Origin of the sequence: Acidovorax sp. M2(2025) (genome assembly GCF_049330835.1) — a bacterium.
In the GTDB taxonomy this organism is placed as follows: Bacteria; Pseudomonadota; Gammaproteobacteria; order Burkholderiales; family Burkholderiaceae_C; genus Acidovorax.
In genome coordinates this window covers 4,438,214-4,450,938 of record NZ_CP186262.1, presented here as the reverse complement: position 1 = coordinate 4,450,938, position 12,725 = coordinate 4,438,214, and the positions used below count along the sequence as shown (strand labels likewise).

11 protein-coding genes are annotated in these 12,725 nt (G+C 68.9%); 7 read left to right on the top strand and 4 right to left on the bottom strand.

The features are described 5' to 3' along the window. Window positions 1–22: 22 nt before the first annotated feature. The 3 genes from ACOYR3_RS20425 to ACOYR3_RS20415 all read right to left on the bottom strand — a co-directional run bounded on the left by ACOYR3_RS20425 (window position 23) and on the right by ACOYR3_RS20415 (window position 3,450). Window positions 23–1,261 carry a Zn-dependent hydrolase gene (locus ACOYR3_RS20425; protein ID WP_422844127.1) on the bottom strand — a complete coding sequence of 413 codons (1,239 nt, stop codon included), beginning with the start codon at window positions 1,259–1,261 and terminating at the stop codon, window positions 23–25. Beyond that, window positions 1,258–2,490: a diaminopropionate ammonia-lyase gene (locus ACOYR3_RS20420; RefSeq protein WP_422844126.1), complete on the bottom strand. Its 1,233-nt coding sequence runs from the start codon at window positions 2,488–2,490 to the stop codon at window positions 1,258–1,260. The genes ACOYR3_RS20425 and ACOYR3_RS20420 overlap by 4 nt, the downstream gene beginning before the upstream one ends. A gap of 78 nt (window positions 2,491–2,568) precedes the next feature. Beyond that, window positions 2,569–3,450, bottom strand: coding sequence for a MurR/RpiR family transcriptional regulator (locus ACOYR3_RS20415; protein WP_422844125.1), 882 nt, complete (start codon window positions 3,448–3,450; stop codon window positions 2,569–2,571). 330 nt (window positions 3,451–3,780) lie between these two features. On the opposite strand from ACOYR3_RS20415, the gene ACOYR3_RS20410 reads away from it, so the two are divergent. The 4 genes from ACOYR3_RS20410 to ACOYR3_RS20395 all read left to right on the top strand — a co-directional run bounded on the left by ACOYR3_RS20410 (window position 3,781) and on the right by ACOYR3_RS20395 (window position 6,903). Continuing rightward, window positions 3,781–4,578: a transporter substrate-binding domain-containing protein gene (locus ACOYR3_RS20410; RefSeq protein ID WP_422844124.1), complete on the top strand. Its 798-nt coding sequence runs from the start codon at window positions 3,781–3,783 to the stop codon at window positions 4,576–4,578. Between the two features lie 117 nt (window positions 4,579–4,695). After that, window positions 4,696–5,358, top strand: a complete 663-nt coding sequence (locus ACOYR3_RS20405) for an amino acid ABC transporter permease (protein ID WP_422844123.1) — start codon at window positions 4,696–4,698, stop codon at window positions 5,356–5,358. A gap of 10 nt (window positions 5,359–5,368) precedes the next feature. Next, on the top strand, window positions 5,369–6,019 hold the full coding sequence (locus ACOYR3_RS20400; RefSeq protein WP_422844122.1) for an amino acid ABC transporter permease: 651 nt from the start codon (window positions 5,369–5,371) through the stop codon (window positions 6,017–6,019). A 65-nt stretch (window positions 6,020–6,084) separates the two neighbouring features. Further along, complete coding sequence (locus ACOYR3_RS20395; protein WP_422844121.1) at window positions 6,085–6,903, top strand: amino acid ABC transporter ATP-binding protein; 819 nt, start codon at window positions 6,085–6,087, stop codon at window positions 6,901–6,903. A 36-nt stretch (window positions 6,904–6,939) separates the two neighbouring features. Here the strand turns inward: ACOYR3_RS20395 and ACOYR3_RS20390 are convergent, their stop codons facing one another. After that, complete coding sequence (locus ACOYR3_RS20390) at window positions 6,940–7,863, bottom strand: LysR family transcriptional regulator (RefSeq protein ID WP_422844120.1); 924 nt, start codon at window positions 7,861–7,863, stop codon at window positions 6,940–6,942. Window positions 7,864–8,040: 177 nt separating this feature from the next. Between ACOYR3_RS20390 and ACOYR3_RS20385 the strand changes: the two genes are divergently transcribed. From ACOYR3_RS20385 to glyS, 3 genes are all read left to right on the top strand, one after another. After that, on the top strand, window positions 8,041–9,150 hold the full coding sequence (locus ACOYR3_RS20385) for a type II asparaginase (protein ID WP_422844119.1): 1,110 nt from the start codon (window positions 8,041–8,043) through the stop codon (window positions 9,148–9,150). A 481-nt stretch (window positions 9,151–9,631) separates the two neighbouring features. Then, on the top strand, window positions 9,632–10,537 hold the full coding sequence (gene glyQ, locus ACOYR3_RS20380; RefSeq protein ID WP_422844118.1) for a glycine--tRNA ligase subunit alpha: 906 nt from the start codon (window positions 9,632–9,634) through the stop codon (window positions 10,535–10,537). Window positions 10,538–10,557: 20 nt separating this feature from the next. After that, window positions 10,558–12,699, top strand: coding sequence for a glycine--tRNA ligase subunit beta (gene glyS / locus ACOYR3_RS20375; RefSeq protein WP_422844117.1), 2,142 nt, complete (start codon window positions 10,558–10,560; stop codon window positions 12,697–12,699). Window positions 12,700–12,725 lie beyond the last annotated feature (26 nt).

The following is a 12,725-nucleotide window of genomic DNA, read 5'->3' as shown; positions in this document are numbered from 1 at the left end:
TTGGTTCAAATTTCCGGCGGCGTCACGCGCGGTCGGCCCGCTCCAGCATCACCTGCAGCAGCAAGTTCGCGCCTTGCTCCAGCTGCCGTGCATCGGTGTGCTCGCGCACGTTGTGGCTCAGCCCGCCGGCGCTGGGCACGAACACCATGGCGGTCGGGCACACGCGGGCCAGCATCTGCGCGTCGTGCCCTGCGCCGCTGGGCATGCGCAGCGTGGACAGGCCCGCCGCCCGGGCGTGGCGCTCCACGCTGTCGACCAGCGCGGCGTCAAACTGCACCGGAGCAAAGTCGGCCAGGGTGCGGTGGCTGAACTGCACGCCGTGCTCGGCCGCCAGCCGCCGGGCGTGGGCCAGAACTTCAGCCTGCGCCGCCCGCAGCAGTGCGCCATCGGTGTTGCGCAGATCGACCGTCACCGTGGCGCGCCCCGGAATCACGTTGATCAGGTTGGGCTGCAACGTCACCGCGCCCACCGTGCCCAGCTGGCGTCCGCCGTAGCGCGCTACCAGCTCGTGCACAAAGGCCGCGCAGCGCATGGCCGCCATGCCGGCATCGGCCCGCAGTGCCATCGGTGTGGTGCCCGCGTGGTTGCTGTGGCCGGCAAAGCTGAACTCCATCCAGCAAATGCCCTGCACGCCTTCGACCACGCCGATGTCAATGCCCTCGCGCTCCAGCACCGGGCCCTGCTCGATGTGCAGCTCGACAAAGCTGTCCACGCGCGGCGCGCCCACGGCCGCGGACCCGGCATAGCCGATGCGTGCCAGCTCGGCGCCCAGCGTGGCGCCATCGTCCACGGCCACCGTGGCCAGTGCGTCCGCCAGCGGCAGGCCGCCCACGTGCACCAGGCTGCCCAGCATGTCGGGCTGGAAGCGCGCGCCTTCTTCGTTGGTAAAGAAAGCCACCTGCAGCGGCCGGCGCGTGCGCACGCCTGCGTCCCGCAACGCCGCCACCACTTCCAGCCCCGCCATGACGCCGTAGTTGCCGTCGTACAGGCCGCCGGTGCGCACGGTGTCGATGTGGCTGCCCGTGGCCACGGGTGCCAGGTCGGTGGTGCCGGCGCAGGTGGCCAGCACGTTGCCGATGGCGTCGATTGCGACGTGCATGTCCAGGGCACGCATCTGCTGCACCGTCCAGTCGCGCGCGGCGCGGTCGGCGTCCGACAGGGCCAGGCGGTTGGTGCCGCCCCCCGGCAGGGCGCCGAACCGGCCCAGGTCGGCCAGCCGCTGCAGGAGCCGCGGTCCGTTGATGCGCGGCGCGCTGCTCATGCGCGGGCCCCGGCGCGCGCGGCGACGGCCTCGGCGGGCTCTCCCACCAGTTCTGCGTACAGCTGCGGATCGGTGGCGCCCTCGGTGCCGAAAAACAGCAGGCGGCTTTCGGCGGTGAGCCCCAGCGCCTGGCGGGCGGCCGGGTTCTGGCAGGCGGCCACGGCAGCGGCCACGCCGGCCACGGCGGACTCGCCCGCCACGATCACCGGGTCGCTGCCGAGCGGGTGGGCCAGCAGCCGCATCGCCGCGACGGCGGCCTGGTCGCTGATCACGCAGAAGGCGTCGGTGCCGTGCTCCAGGATCTCCCAGGCCAGGTGCGACACCTCGCCGCAGGCCAGGCCGGCCATCAGCGTGTCGATGTCGCCGGTGACGGCGGTGAGCCGGCCGGCCTTCGCGCTCTGTGCCAGGCAGTCGGCGCGGTCGGGCTCGACCACCACGAACACCGGGCGGGCGCCGCCATCGCGCTCCCAGAAATAGGCGCACGCCGCCGCTGCCACGCCGCCCACGCCGGCCTGCACAAAAACGTGCGTGGGGCGTTGGGCCAGCTGGCGCGCGGCCTCGTCCACCATCAGCTGGTAGCCCTGCATCACGTCGCGCGGCACGTCCATGTAGCCGGGGTAGGACGTGTCGGAGATGACGAAGCGGCCGTGCAGCTGCGCGTCGGCATCGGCCTGGCGCACGGCGTCGTCGTAGTTGCCGGCGGTGCGCACCACTTCGGCGCCGTAGCGGGCGATGGCGGCCCGGCGGCCCTCGCTCACCGTGGCGTGGATGTAGATCACGCAGCGGCAGCCGAACAGCTGCGCGCCCCAGGCCACGGAGCGGCCGTGGTTGCCGTCCGTGGCGCAGGTGACCGTCAGCTCGCCGCACAGCGCGCGCACTTCGGGGGCTTGCAGATCTTCGGTGGTGAGCGTGCGGCCCAGGCGGGCGCCCAGCTCGCGGCACAGCAGGCGTGCCACGGCATAGGCCCCGCCCAGGGCCTTGAAGCTGCCCAGGCCGAAGCGGCCGCTCTCGTCCTTGTAGTGCACGGCGGCCACGCCCAGCGCCTGCGCCAGCGCGGGCAGGGGCTGCAGCGGCGTGGCGGCGTAACCCTGCCAGTGGGTCAGGTCACGCTCGGCCTGCGCGAGCGCCGGGGCGCCCAGGATCGTGCCGCGGTGCGCGCCGTAGGGCGCCTGGCGGTCGGCGGCGGGGTTGCGGAAACATTCGGCGGCAAGGGCGGGAAGGGAAGGCATGCAGAACTTTCGGTGGATGAAGCAAAGAGGAAGGGGAAAGGGGAGCGGGGAAAGACGGGCAGGGTCCGGGTCCTTCGGCTACAGCTGCGGCTCCAGGTCGTCGAGCACCGCGTGCAGCTGTTCGATGCGTTGCAGGCGTGCGCGCGTGCCGGTCTTGGCCTGCGTGGCAAACGCGGCCGCCAGAAAGTTGATCAGGCTGATGGCGCAGACATAGGAGTCGAACAGCCCGTCGGGGTCGCTGGCGCCGCAGCGCAAGACCACGCGGGCCTGCAGGGCCAGGGCGGACACCGGGGCATCGGTCAGCAGCAGCACTTGCGCGCCCATGCTGCGTGCGGCCGCCAGCACGGTGGGCAGCCGCGTGCTGCGGCGGCGGAAGTCCACGGCCAGCACCACGTCCCGGTCGCTGGCGCCGGCCAGCAGTTCCGCCTCCCGGCCGCTGGCATCGTTGAGGCTGGCCACATCGCTGCGCACCTGGGCCAGCAGCGCCTGCGCATACCCGGCCGTCACCTGGCTGTGGCGGTAGCCCACGACCCAGACCTTGCGCGCCCGGGACAGCAGCGCCAGGGCAGCCTGCACCTGCGCCACGGCCAGGGCGTCGGCCCAGTCCGTCAGGCGCTGGGCGTCCTGGTGCAGGTGGGCGTGCAGCTGCCGGCCCAGGGTGTCCTTGCGCTGGACCTGCGCCATGCGCGCCAGCGGCGACTGGCGGGCGTGGTGGGCACGCACCTGCTGGCGGAACTCGTCAAAGCCCGAAAACCCCGCCCGGCGAAAGAAGCGCGCCGCCGTGGACTTGGAGGTGCCCGCCAGCTGCGCCAGTTCGGTGGCGGTGTAGCCGAGCAGCGCGTCGTGCCGCGCCAGCACCACGTCGGCGAGCTTTCGCTCGGCGTCCGAGAGGTCGCCATACATCTGGCGCACGCGCGCCTCCGGCGACGATGCGGCTGCTGCGGTGTCGGTCCCTGCCATGGCGGTTGCTCCCCGGAATTGGGCGCCGCTCCCCAGCTTGGGGCGGCAGCGCACGGTTGTGAAACATGCGTGCCGAATTTTCGGGTCGAAGAAACGTTCGTTTCACATCGGCACGCGCCCTGTTGAGCAAGAACGGTGCCCGCAGCCTGGTGTGCGTAGGCCTGGTGCGCGCCGCTTCCCTGTGCGGCCCCCTCTGCTGTGCAGGGGCGCGCCGCACCCGTGCATGAAACAAATGCGGCCGTGCGGGACGGGGCCTGCAACAGCGGTTTCACAGCCTGGCACGCAATGTGCTCAAAGGCTGGCACCTCTTTTTCATTCTCGGAGTGCCTCATGAAATTCAGTCGCAGAGCTTTCGCCGCCGGTGCCGCTGCCCTCGCCATCACCTTGCCGCTGGGGGTCAGTGCCCAGCAGGACGGATCGCTCAAGGCCGTGCAGGACAAGGGCAGCATCGCCCTGGGCATCCCCACGGACTATCCGCCTTACGGTTTCATGGGCCCCGACTTCAAGCCCACGGGCGTGGACGTTGCCGTGGCGCAGCTCATTGCCGACAAGCTGGGCGTCAAGGCCGAACTGGTGCCCGTGAGCACGCCCAACCGCATTCCCTACCTGCAGTCGCGCAAGATCGACGCCATCGTCTCCGCGCTGGGCAAGAACGAAGAGCGCCAGAAAGTCATCGATTTCTCCGTGGCCTATGCGCCGTTCTTCCAGGCCGTGTTCGGCCCGAAGAACCTGGAGGTCAAGAGCTTTGCCGACCTGGCCGACAAGACCCTGGCCGTGACGCGCGGCACCATTCAGGACGATGCGCTGGTGAGCCTGGCGCCCAAGACCCTGAAGATCCAGCGCTTCGAGGACGACAACGCCACCATGGCGGCGTTCATGACGCAGCAGACCCAGTTTGTCGCCGTGGGCGCGGCCGTGGCCGCGGCGGCGCTGCAGAAGAACCCCAAGGTGCAGGCCGAGTACAAGCTGCTGATCAAGGATTCGCCCAACTACGTCGGCGTGCGCAAGGGCGAGACCGCCTTGCTCAACAAGATCAACGAGATCCTGCGCGCGGCCAAGAAGGATGGGACGCTGGAGTCGTATTCGCAGAAGTGGCTGGGCCGCGGCATGGGCAACCTGCCGGACTGAGCCGGCAGCCCGTCCGGGCCTGGCGCTGCGCGGACCTGCTGGCTCGCGCCGCAGCCGCCGGGCCGGGCCGGGCCGGGGGCTTCCATCTTTCTTGATTCCTGATGTCGGAGGGCGCGCATGGCCTTGGATTTCGCAACGGTGCTGGGCCAATGGCCCATGCTGGCCCACGGGCTGCTGTTGACGGTGGTACTGACGGGCGTCGCCATTCCGCTGGGCATCCTGCTGGGCATTGCATGCGCCTGGTGTCGGCTGTACGGCGCGGGGCCGCTGCGCTTTGGGGTGGCGGCCTATGTCGAGGTGTTTCGCAACACGCCGTTCATCATCCAGCTGTTCTTCCTGTTCTTCGGACTGCCGTCCCTGGGGCTACGGCTGTCGCCCGAGGTGGCCAGCGTCCTGGCCATGGTGCTGAACCTGGGCGCCTACGCCTGCGAGCAGGTGCGCGCCGGCATCGAGGCCACGCCCCGCGGGCAGGTCGAGGCCGCGCAGTGCCTGGCGCTGTCGCCCTGGCACATCTTCACCCGCGTGGTGCTGCCGCCGTCGCTGGGCCGCGTGTGGCCTTCGCTGGTGGGCCAGGCCGTCATCGTCATGCTGGGCTCCTCGGTGTGCAGCCAGATCTCCACCGAAGAGATCTCCTATGCCGCCAACCTGATCTCGAGCCGCACCTTCCGCAGTTTCGAGTCCTACATCCTGGTGACGGCGGTCTACCTCGCCCTGGCGGTTGCGCTGCGCCAGTTGCTCAACTGGGCCGGCCCGCGCTGGGTGTTCGGCCGGCGCGCCTGAAAGGGACCCGATGACCGATTTCACGTTCTGGGACATTGCCAAACAACTGCTGCTGGCCCTGCGCTGGACGGTGGGGCTGTCGCTCATCGCGTTTGCCGGCGGCAGCGTGCTGGGCATGGCCCTGCTGGTGCTGCGGCTGGCCCGCCTGCCGGGGGCCCAGCGCCTGGTGGCCGCCTACATCCAGATCTTCCAGGGCACGCCGCTGCTGATGCAGCTCTTCCTGACCTATTTCGGCCTGGCCATGGTGGGCATCGAGACCTCGCCGCTGCTGGCCGCCTGCGTGTGCCTCACGCTGTATTCCAGCGCCTACCTGTGCGAGATCTGGCGCGGCTGCGTCGAAGCCGTTCCCAAGGGGCAGTGGGAGGCCTCCGCCAGCCTGGCCATGGGCTTCACGGAACAGCTGCGCCACGTGATCCTGCCGCAGGCGCTGCGCATGGGCATTGCCCCCACGGCCGGCTTCAGCGTGCAGATCATCAAGGCCACGGCCCTGACCAGCGTGATCGGCTTCATCGAAATCACCAAGGCCGGCCAGCTGATCGCCAATGCCACGTTCGAGCCCTTCCTGATCTACGGCTGCGTGGCGGCCCTGTACTTTGCGCTGTGCTTCCCGCTGTCGCTGTGGAGCCAGCACCTCGAACGCCGGCTGCGCCCGGCGCGCTGACCGCCCCAGGCTGCGCCGCGCACAGGCCCGTCCCGCCGACCCGATCCCACTTTCACATGCCTGCCATGACCTCTGCCTCCACCGCCCGTCATTCCGCCACACCACCGGCCGCAGCCGCGCAGCCCGCGGCGGGCATCGTTCCGCTGGTGCACATCCAGGGCCTGCGCAAGCGCTACGGCGACACCGAGGTGCTCAAGGGCGTGGACCTGCAGGTGCAGCGCGGCGAGGTGATTTCCATCATCGGCAAGAGCGGCTCCGGCAAATCCACGCTGCTGCGCTGCATCAACGGGCTGGAGCAATACCAGGACGGCGCGCTGTGCGTGCACGGCCAGGAGGTCAACGCGGGCGGCGCGCAGGCCCTGCGTGAGCTGCGCAAGAACGTGGGCATGATCTTCCAGAACTTCAACCTGTTTCCCCACCTCAGCGTGGGGCGCAACGTGATGCTGGCGCCCACGCTGGTCACCCGCCAGCCCAAGGACGCCGCGCGCCACAACGCCCAGCGCCTGCTGGCCCGCGTGGGGCTGGCGGAAAAGTTCGATGCAATGCCCGAGCAGCTCTCGGGCGGCCAGCAGCAGCGCGTGGCCATCGCGCGCGCCCTGGCCATGGATCCAGAGATTCTGCTGTGCGACGAGGTGACGTCCGCACTCGACCCGGAGCTGGTGGGCGAGGTGCTGCAGGTGGTGGAAAGCTTGGCCGAGCAGGGCATGACGCTGATCATGGTCACCCATGAAATGGGCTTTGCCCGGAAGGTGAGCGACCGGGTGGTCTTCATGCACCAGGGCCGGGTGCACGAAACCGGCGCGCCCGAGCAGCTGTTCGGCAACCCGCAGACCCCGGAGCTGCGCCAGTTCCTGGGGATGCTGCCTGCTGGGGCCGGCGCCTGAGAACGTCAATACGGTCTGAGGCCGGCCCCCGGGCCGTCAGCGGGGGGCGGGCGGAGCGGCGTTCCGCGCGGACAGAACCTCGTGCAGCACCCCTGGCAGCATGGCCAGCATGCGGGTGGCCTGCAGGCCGGGCGGGTGGTTGCCCGCGTGGTAGCTGTACAGCGACATGGGCGGCAGGTCGGGCAGCGGCACCGCCACCATGTGGGCCGGGTCCAGGCGGATGGCCGTGAGGAAATCCACCACCGTCCAGCCCATGCCCAGCCGCACCAGTTCCAGCGCCAGGCGCGAGGTCTGCACCTGGATGCCGGGGCCGCCCGGCGTGCCCAGGCGGTCGGCCGTGTGGTCGATGGACTGGCGCATGGGGTCATCCCCCACCAGCCGGATGGCGGGCACCTGCGCCAGCCGTGCGGCCATGCCGGCGGCGCGCGGCGCACGGTCCCACACGGTGCGGGCCACGGCCAGCGACAGCCGCCCGCTCACCAGCAGCTCGCTGTGGATCTGCGGGTGCGGGTGCTCGAAAAAGCCCAGCCCGAAGTCCACGCTGCGCGTGAGCAGTGCCTGCGTCATCTGGTCCTGGTGGATGGTGCGCACCTCCACGCCCACCTGCGGGTGCTTTTGCGCGTGGCGGTGCAGCAGCGAGGGCAGGAACTCGTGCGTGACGGACGGAATCGCGGCCAGCCGCACGTCGCCCAGTTCGGTGGTCGCCAGGTTGCGCGCCGTGCGCTGCAGGGCGTCCAGCTGGCGGTGGATGCTGCCGGACTCCACGGCCAGTACCTGCGCCTCGGGCGTGGGGGTGAGGCCGGCGGGCGTGCGGTTGAACAGCCGGTAGCCCAGCTGCAGCTCGGTGTGGGCCACGGCCTTGCTCACGGCCGAGGGCGTGATGCACAGCAGCCGGCCGGCGGCGCTCATGCTGCCGGTCTGCAGGACGGCCTGGAACACCTCAAGCTGGCGCAGGTTCATGGCAAAAAAACCGGAAATGGGGTGTGAATTCAATTCACAGGGTGACGCCAATTATTCCACTTGGCTGTGTGTGGATTTCTCATAGGATGCCGCACCGTCCGCCACCCTATCGGGCCGGACGGCGGCGGAAAGCAGCGCACCCTGGCTGCTTCCGAAGAATGATCCGGAGACACCACCATGCGAATTTCCTTCCCTTCCCCCACTTTCTCGTTGGCTTCCTCCCCGTCCTCCACCGCGCGCCGCTGGCTCGCAGGCGTGGTGCTGTCGGCCCTGTCCACCGTGGCCCTGGCCCAGGCGGCCAAGCCCAACGTGGTGGTGCTGGCCACGGGCGGCACCATTGCCGGCGCGGGCGCCTCGGCCGCCAACAGCGCCACCTACGCCGCCGCCAAGGTGCCGGTGGACAAGTTGCTGGCCGGCCTGCCGGAACTGGCCAACGTGGCCAAGGTGACGGGCGAGCAGGTGTTCCAGATCGCCTCGGAGAGCTTCACCAACGAGCACCTGCTGCGGCTCGGCCAGCGCGTGTCCGCCCTGTCCAAGCAGGCGGATGTGGACGGCATCGTCATCACCCACGGCACCGACACGCTGGAGGAGACCGCGTACTTCCTGAACCTGACGGTGCACACCAGCAAGCCCATCATCGTCGTGGGTTCCATGCGCCCCGGCACGGCGCTGTCGGCCGACGGCGCGCTGAACCTCTACAACGCCGTGAGCGTGGCCGCCAGCAAGGATGCTGCCGGCAAGGGCGTGCTCGTCACCATGAACGACGAGATCCAGAGCGGCCGCGACGTGAGCAAGACCATCAACATCAAGACCGAGGCCTTCAAGAGCCAGTGGGGCCCGCTGGGCATGGTGGTGGAAGGGCGGAACTACTGGTTCCGCGCCCCGGTCAAGCGCCACACCACCAGTTCCGAGTTCAACATCGACGACATCAAGGCGCTGCCCGCCGTGGACATCGTGTACGGCTACGGCAACATGAACACCACCGGCATCGACGCCTATGGCAAGGCCGGCGTGAAGGCGCTGGTGCATGCCGGCACGGGCAACGGCTCGGTGGCGGCCCAGGCGGTCGATGCGCTCAAGGCCTTGCGCGGCCAGGGCGTGCAGATCATTCGTTCGGCCCGCGTGCCCGACGGCTTTGTGCTGCGCAACGCCGAGCAGCCTGACGACAAGTACGACTGGGTGGTGGCCCACGACCTGCGCCCGCAGAAGGCCCGCATCCTGGCCATGGTGGCTTTGACCAAGACCAGCGACAGCAAGGAGCTCCAGCGCATATTCTGGGAGTATTGAAGCTCCCCCTGAGCGGCTTCGCCGCTTCCCCCTCTCTCGTCTCGCTGCGCGAGTCGGGAGGGGGACGCCCCCAGCGCGGCGGGGCGGCCCTTGCGCGGGGGCACTCGCCTCGAGCTGCGCCCTGTGGTGGCGCTGAGCCAGTGCAGTGGATAGTTGATTTGACTTGGCGCACCACATGTGCGCCGACAGGCTGCCCGCAACGGTGGTCACCGGTGCGCACCGGCTCATAGCTCGCGTGACTGGTTGGGAAGGCTGGGGCTCCAAAAGGGCTCCAGCCTTTTTTCATGGGCGCGGGCGAATGTTGCCGGGCCGTGCGGCAGCACGTGCGGCTCCCCGCCGTAAAATCACCGGTTTGCGCGCGCGATGCCCGCCCTTGTTGTCTTTTGGGGCGGCGGGTGTCGGGTTCAGCTCACGCACCGCGTTGCTCCTTTTCCCCTTACTTGCCCGGCCCTGGCTTGCCAGTGCCCCAGCCACAGACGCCATGTTGACATTCCAGCAAATCATTCTGAAGCTGCAGTCCTATTGGGACGCGCAGGGTTGCGCCCTCTTGCAACCCTATGACATGGAAGTGGGCGCCGGCACCTCGCACACCGCGACCTTCCTGCGCGCGATCGGCCCCGAGCCGTGGAAGGCCGCCTACGTGCAGCCCAGCCGCCGCCCCAAGGACGGCCGCTACGGCGAGAACCCCAACCGCCTGCAGCACTACTACCAGTACCAGGTGGTCTTGAAGCCCGCGCCGGCCAACATCCTGGAGCTGTACCTGGGCTCGCTGGAGGCTCTGGGCTTCGACCTGAAGAAGAACGACATCCGCTTTGTCGAGGACGACTGGGAGAACCCCACGCTGGGCGCCTGGGGCCTGGGCTGGGAGGTGTGGCTCAACGGCATGGAGGTCACGCAGTTCACCTATTTCCAGCAGGTCGGCGGCATCGACTGCAAGCCCGCCACGGGCGAGATCACCTATGGCCTGGAGCGCCTGGCCATGTACCTGCAAGGCGTGGACAACGTCTACAACCTGCAGTGGACCGACACCCTGAAATACGGCGACGTGTACCACCAGAACGAGGTGGAGCAGTCCACCTACAACTTCGAGCACAGCGACGCCGACTTCCTGTTCACCGCCTTCAACGCGCACGAAAAGCAGGCCAAGTACCTCATGGAGCAGCAGCTGGCGCTGCCGGCGTATGAGCAGGTGCTCAAGGCCGCGCACAGCTTCAACCTGCTGGACGCGCGCGGCGCCATCAGCGTGACCGAGCGCGCCGCCTACATCGGCCGCATCCGCAACCTGGCCCGTGCCGTGGCGCAAAGCTACTACGAGAGCCGCGAGCGCCTGGGCTTCCCCATGGCGCCGCGCGCGTGGGTGGAGCAGATGCCGAAGAAGGCAGCGTGAACGAGCGAAAGAACAAGAACATGACGACCCAAAACCTCCTCGTTGAACTGTTTGTCGAAGAACTGCCCCCCAAGGCGCTGCAAAAGCTGGGCGATGCCTTTGCCACGGTGCTGGGCGACCAGCTCAAGGCCCAGGGCCTGGCGATGGCCGCTTCGGTGGTCACGGCGTACGCCTCGCCGCGCCGCCTTGCAGCCCATGTGACCGCCGTGGCCGACAAGGCCGCCGACAAGGCCGTGCAGCAAAAGCTGATGCCCGTCTCCGTGGGCCTGGACGCCGGCGGCAACGCCACGCCCGCGCTGCTGAAAAAGCTGCAGGCCCTGGGCGCCGATGTGTCCAACCCCGCCGCCGCCGTGGCGGCGCTCAAGCGCGCGCAGGACGGCAAGGCCGAAGCCCTGTTCTACGACAGCGTGGTGCCCGGCGCGAGCCTGCAGGACGGCCTGCAAAAGGCGCTTCATGAGTCCATTGCCAAGCTGCCCATCCCCAAGGTGATGAGCTACCAGCTCGAGACCGACTGCGAGCTGCCTGGCTGGACCAGCGTGCACTTCGTGCGCCCGGCGCACGGGCTGGTGGCGCTGCACGGCAGCACCGTGGTGCCCGTGAAGGCGCTGGGCCTGACGGCCGGCAACCGCACGCAGGGCCACCGCTTTGAAGCCGCCGTGTCGCCCGTGGTGCTGGCGGATGCCGACAGCTACGCCGCCACGCTGCAACAAGACGGCGCGGTGATCGCCTCCTTTGCCGAACGCAAGGCCGAGATCGCCCGCCAGCTCGCCGCGGCCGCCGCGAAGGTGGGCAACGGCGCCCGCCCCATCGAGGACGACGCGCTGCTGGACGAAGTGACGGCGCTGGTGGAGCGGCCCAACGTGCTCATCTGCCAGTTCGAGGAGCAGTTCCTCGATGTGCCGCAGGAGTGCCTGATCCTCACGATGAAGGCCAACCAGAAGTACTTCCCCCTGCTGGACGCTGCGGGCAAGCTGACCAACAAGTTCCTGGTGGTGAGCAACATCCGCCCCGAAGACACGAGCTTTGTGACGGGCGGCAACGAGCGCGTGGTGCGCCCGCGCCTGGCCGATGCGAAGTTCTTCTTTGACCAGGACCGCAAGAAGACTTTGGAGTCACGCGTGGCGGGTCTCTCCAAAGTCGTTTATCACAACAAGCTGGGCACGCAAGGCGAGCGTATGGAACGCGTTTGCTCCATCGCCAAGTTCATTGGTGAGAAGCTGGGGGGCTCGGAGCTTGCTGAAAAGGCCGTGCTCGCTGCGCGTTTGTCTAAAGCCGACTTGCTGACCGATATGGTGGGTGAGTTCCCTGAGCTGCAGGGCATCATGGGCAACTACTACGCCCGTAACGATGGCTTGAGTGAAGAGATTGCAAATGCGATCTCTGATCACTATTGCCCACGTTTTTCTGGCGATTTCCTGCCTACCAGCTTGGTTGGGGTTTCTGTGGCCCTGGCCGACAAGCTGGAAACCCTGGTGGGCATGTTCGGCATCGGCAACCTGCCTACCGGCGACCGCGACCCGTTCGCGCTGCGCCGCCACGCGCTGGGCGTGATCCGCATGCTGGTCGAGAAGGACCTGCCGCTGGACCTGGACGCGCTGCTGGCCGGGGCCGTGCCCGCGTTTGGCGACAAGATCACCGATGCCACGCCGGCGCTGGCCGACTTCATCTACGACCGCCTGGCCGGCAGCCTGCGCGAGCAGGGCTACCGCGCGCAGGAAGTGGACGCCGTGCTGGCCCTGCGCCCGCAGCGACTGGCCCTGGTCGAGAAGCAGCTGGCGGCCGTGCGCGCCTTTGCCGCGCTGCCCGAGGCCCCGGCCCTGGCGGCGGCCAACAAGCGCGTGGGCAACATCCTGAAGAAGGCCGAGGTGGAAGGCCCGGTGGATGCCCATGTGAACCCCGAACTGCTGCGGGAACAGGCCGAGCAGGATCTGTTCACCGCGCTGCAGCGCTTTGTGCCCGAGGCCAATGCGCAGTTCGACGCGGGCGACTACACCGCCAGCCTGCAGACCCTGGCCGTGCTGCGCGCGCCGGTGGATGCGTTCTTTGACGACGTGATGGTCAACGCCGAGCAGATGGACCTGCGGCTGAACCGCCAGGGCCTGCTCAAGACGCTGCACGAGGCCATGAACCGCGTGGCGGACCTGTCGCGCCTGGCGGTGTGATGCGTCCCCCTGTGGCGCATCCGCCA

Bases quoted from the DNA above. Each gene is read 5' to 3' on its own strand.
- ACOYR3_RS20415 (WP_422844125.1), bottom strand. From the start codon at position 3,450: ATGGCAGGGACCGACACCGCAGCAGCCGCATCGTCGCCGGAGGCGCGC.
- ACOYR3_RS20420 (WP_422844126.1), bottom strand. From the start codon at position 2,490: ATGCCTTCCCTTCCCGCCCTTGCCGCCGAATGTTTCCGCAACCCCGCC.
- glyS (WP_422844117.1), top strand. From the start codon at position 10,558: ATGACGACCCAAAACCTCCTCGTTGAACTGTTTGTCGAAGAACTGCCC.
- ACOYR3_RS20390 (WP_422844120.1), bottom strand. From the start codon at position 7,863: ATGAACCTGCGCCAGCTTGAGGTGTTCCAGGCCGTCCTGCAGACCGGC.
- ACOYR3_RS20405 (WP_422844123.1), top strand. From the start codon at position 4,696: ATGGCCTTGGATTTCGCAACGGTGCTGGGCCAATGGCCCATGCTGGCC.
- ACOYR3_RS20410 (WP_422844124.1), top strand. From the start codon at position 3,781: ATGAAATTCAGTCGCAGAGCTTTCGCCGCCGGTGCCGCTGCCCTCGCC.
- glyQ (WP_422844118.1), top strand. From the start codon at position 9,632: ATGTTGACATTCCAGCAAATCATTCTGAAGCTGCAGTCCTATTGGGAC.
- ACOYR3_RS20400 (WP_422844122.1), top strand. From the start codon at position 5,369: ATGACCGATTTCACGTTCTGGGACATTGCCAAACAACTGCTGCTGGCC.
- ACOYR3_RS20425 (WP_422844127.1), bottom strand. From the start codon at position 1,261: ATGAGCAGCGCGCCGCGCATCAACGGACCGCGGCTCCTGCAGCGGCTG.
- ACOYR3_RS20395 (WP_422844121.1), top strand. From the start codon at position 6,085: ATGACCTCTGCCTCCACCGCCCGTCATTCCGCCACACCACCGGCCGCA.
- ACOYR3_RS20385 (WP_422844119.1), top strand. From the start codon at position 8,041: ATGCGAATTTCCTTCCCTTCCCCCACTTTCTCGTTGGCTTCCTCCCCG.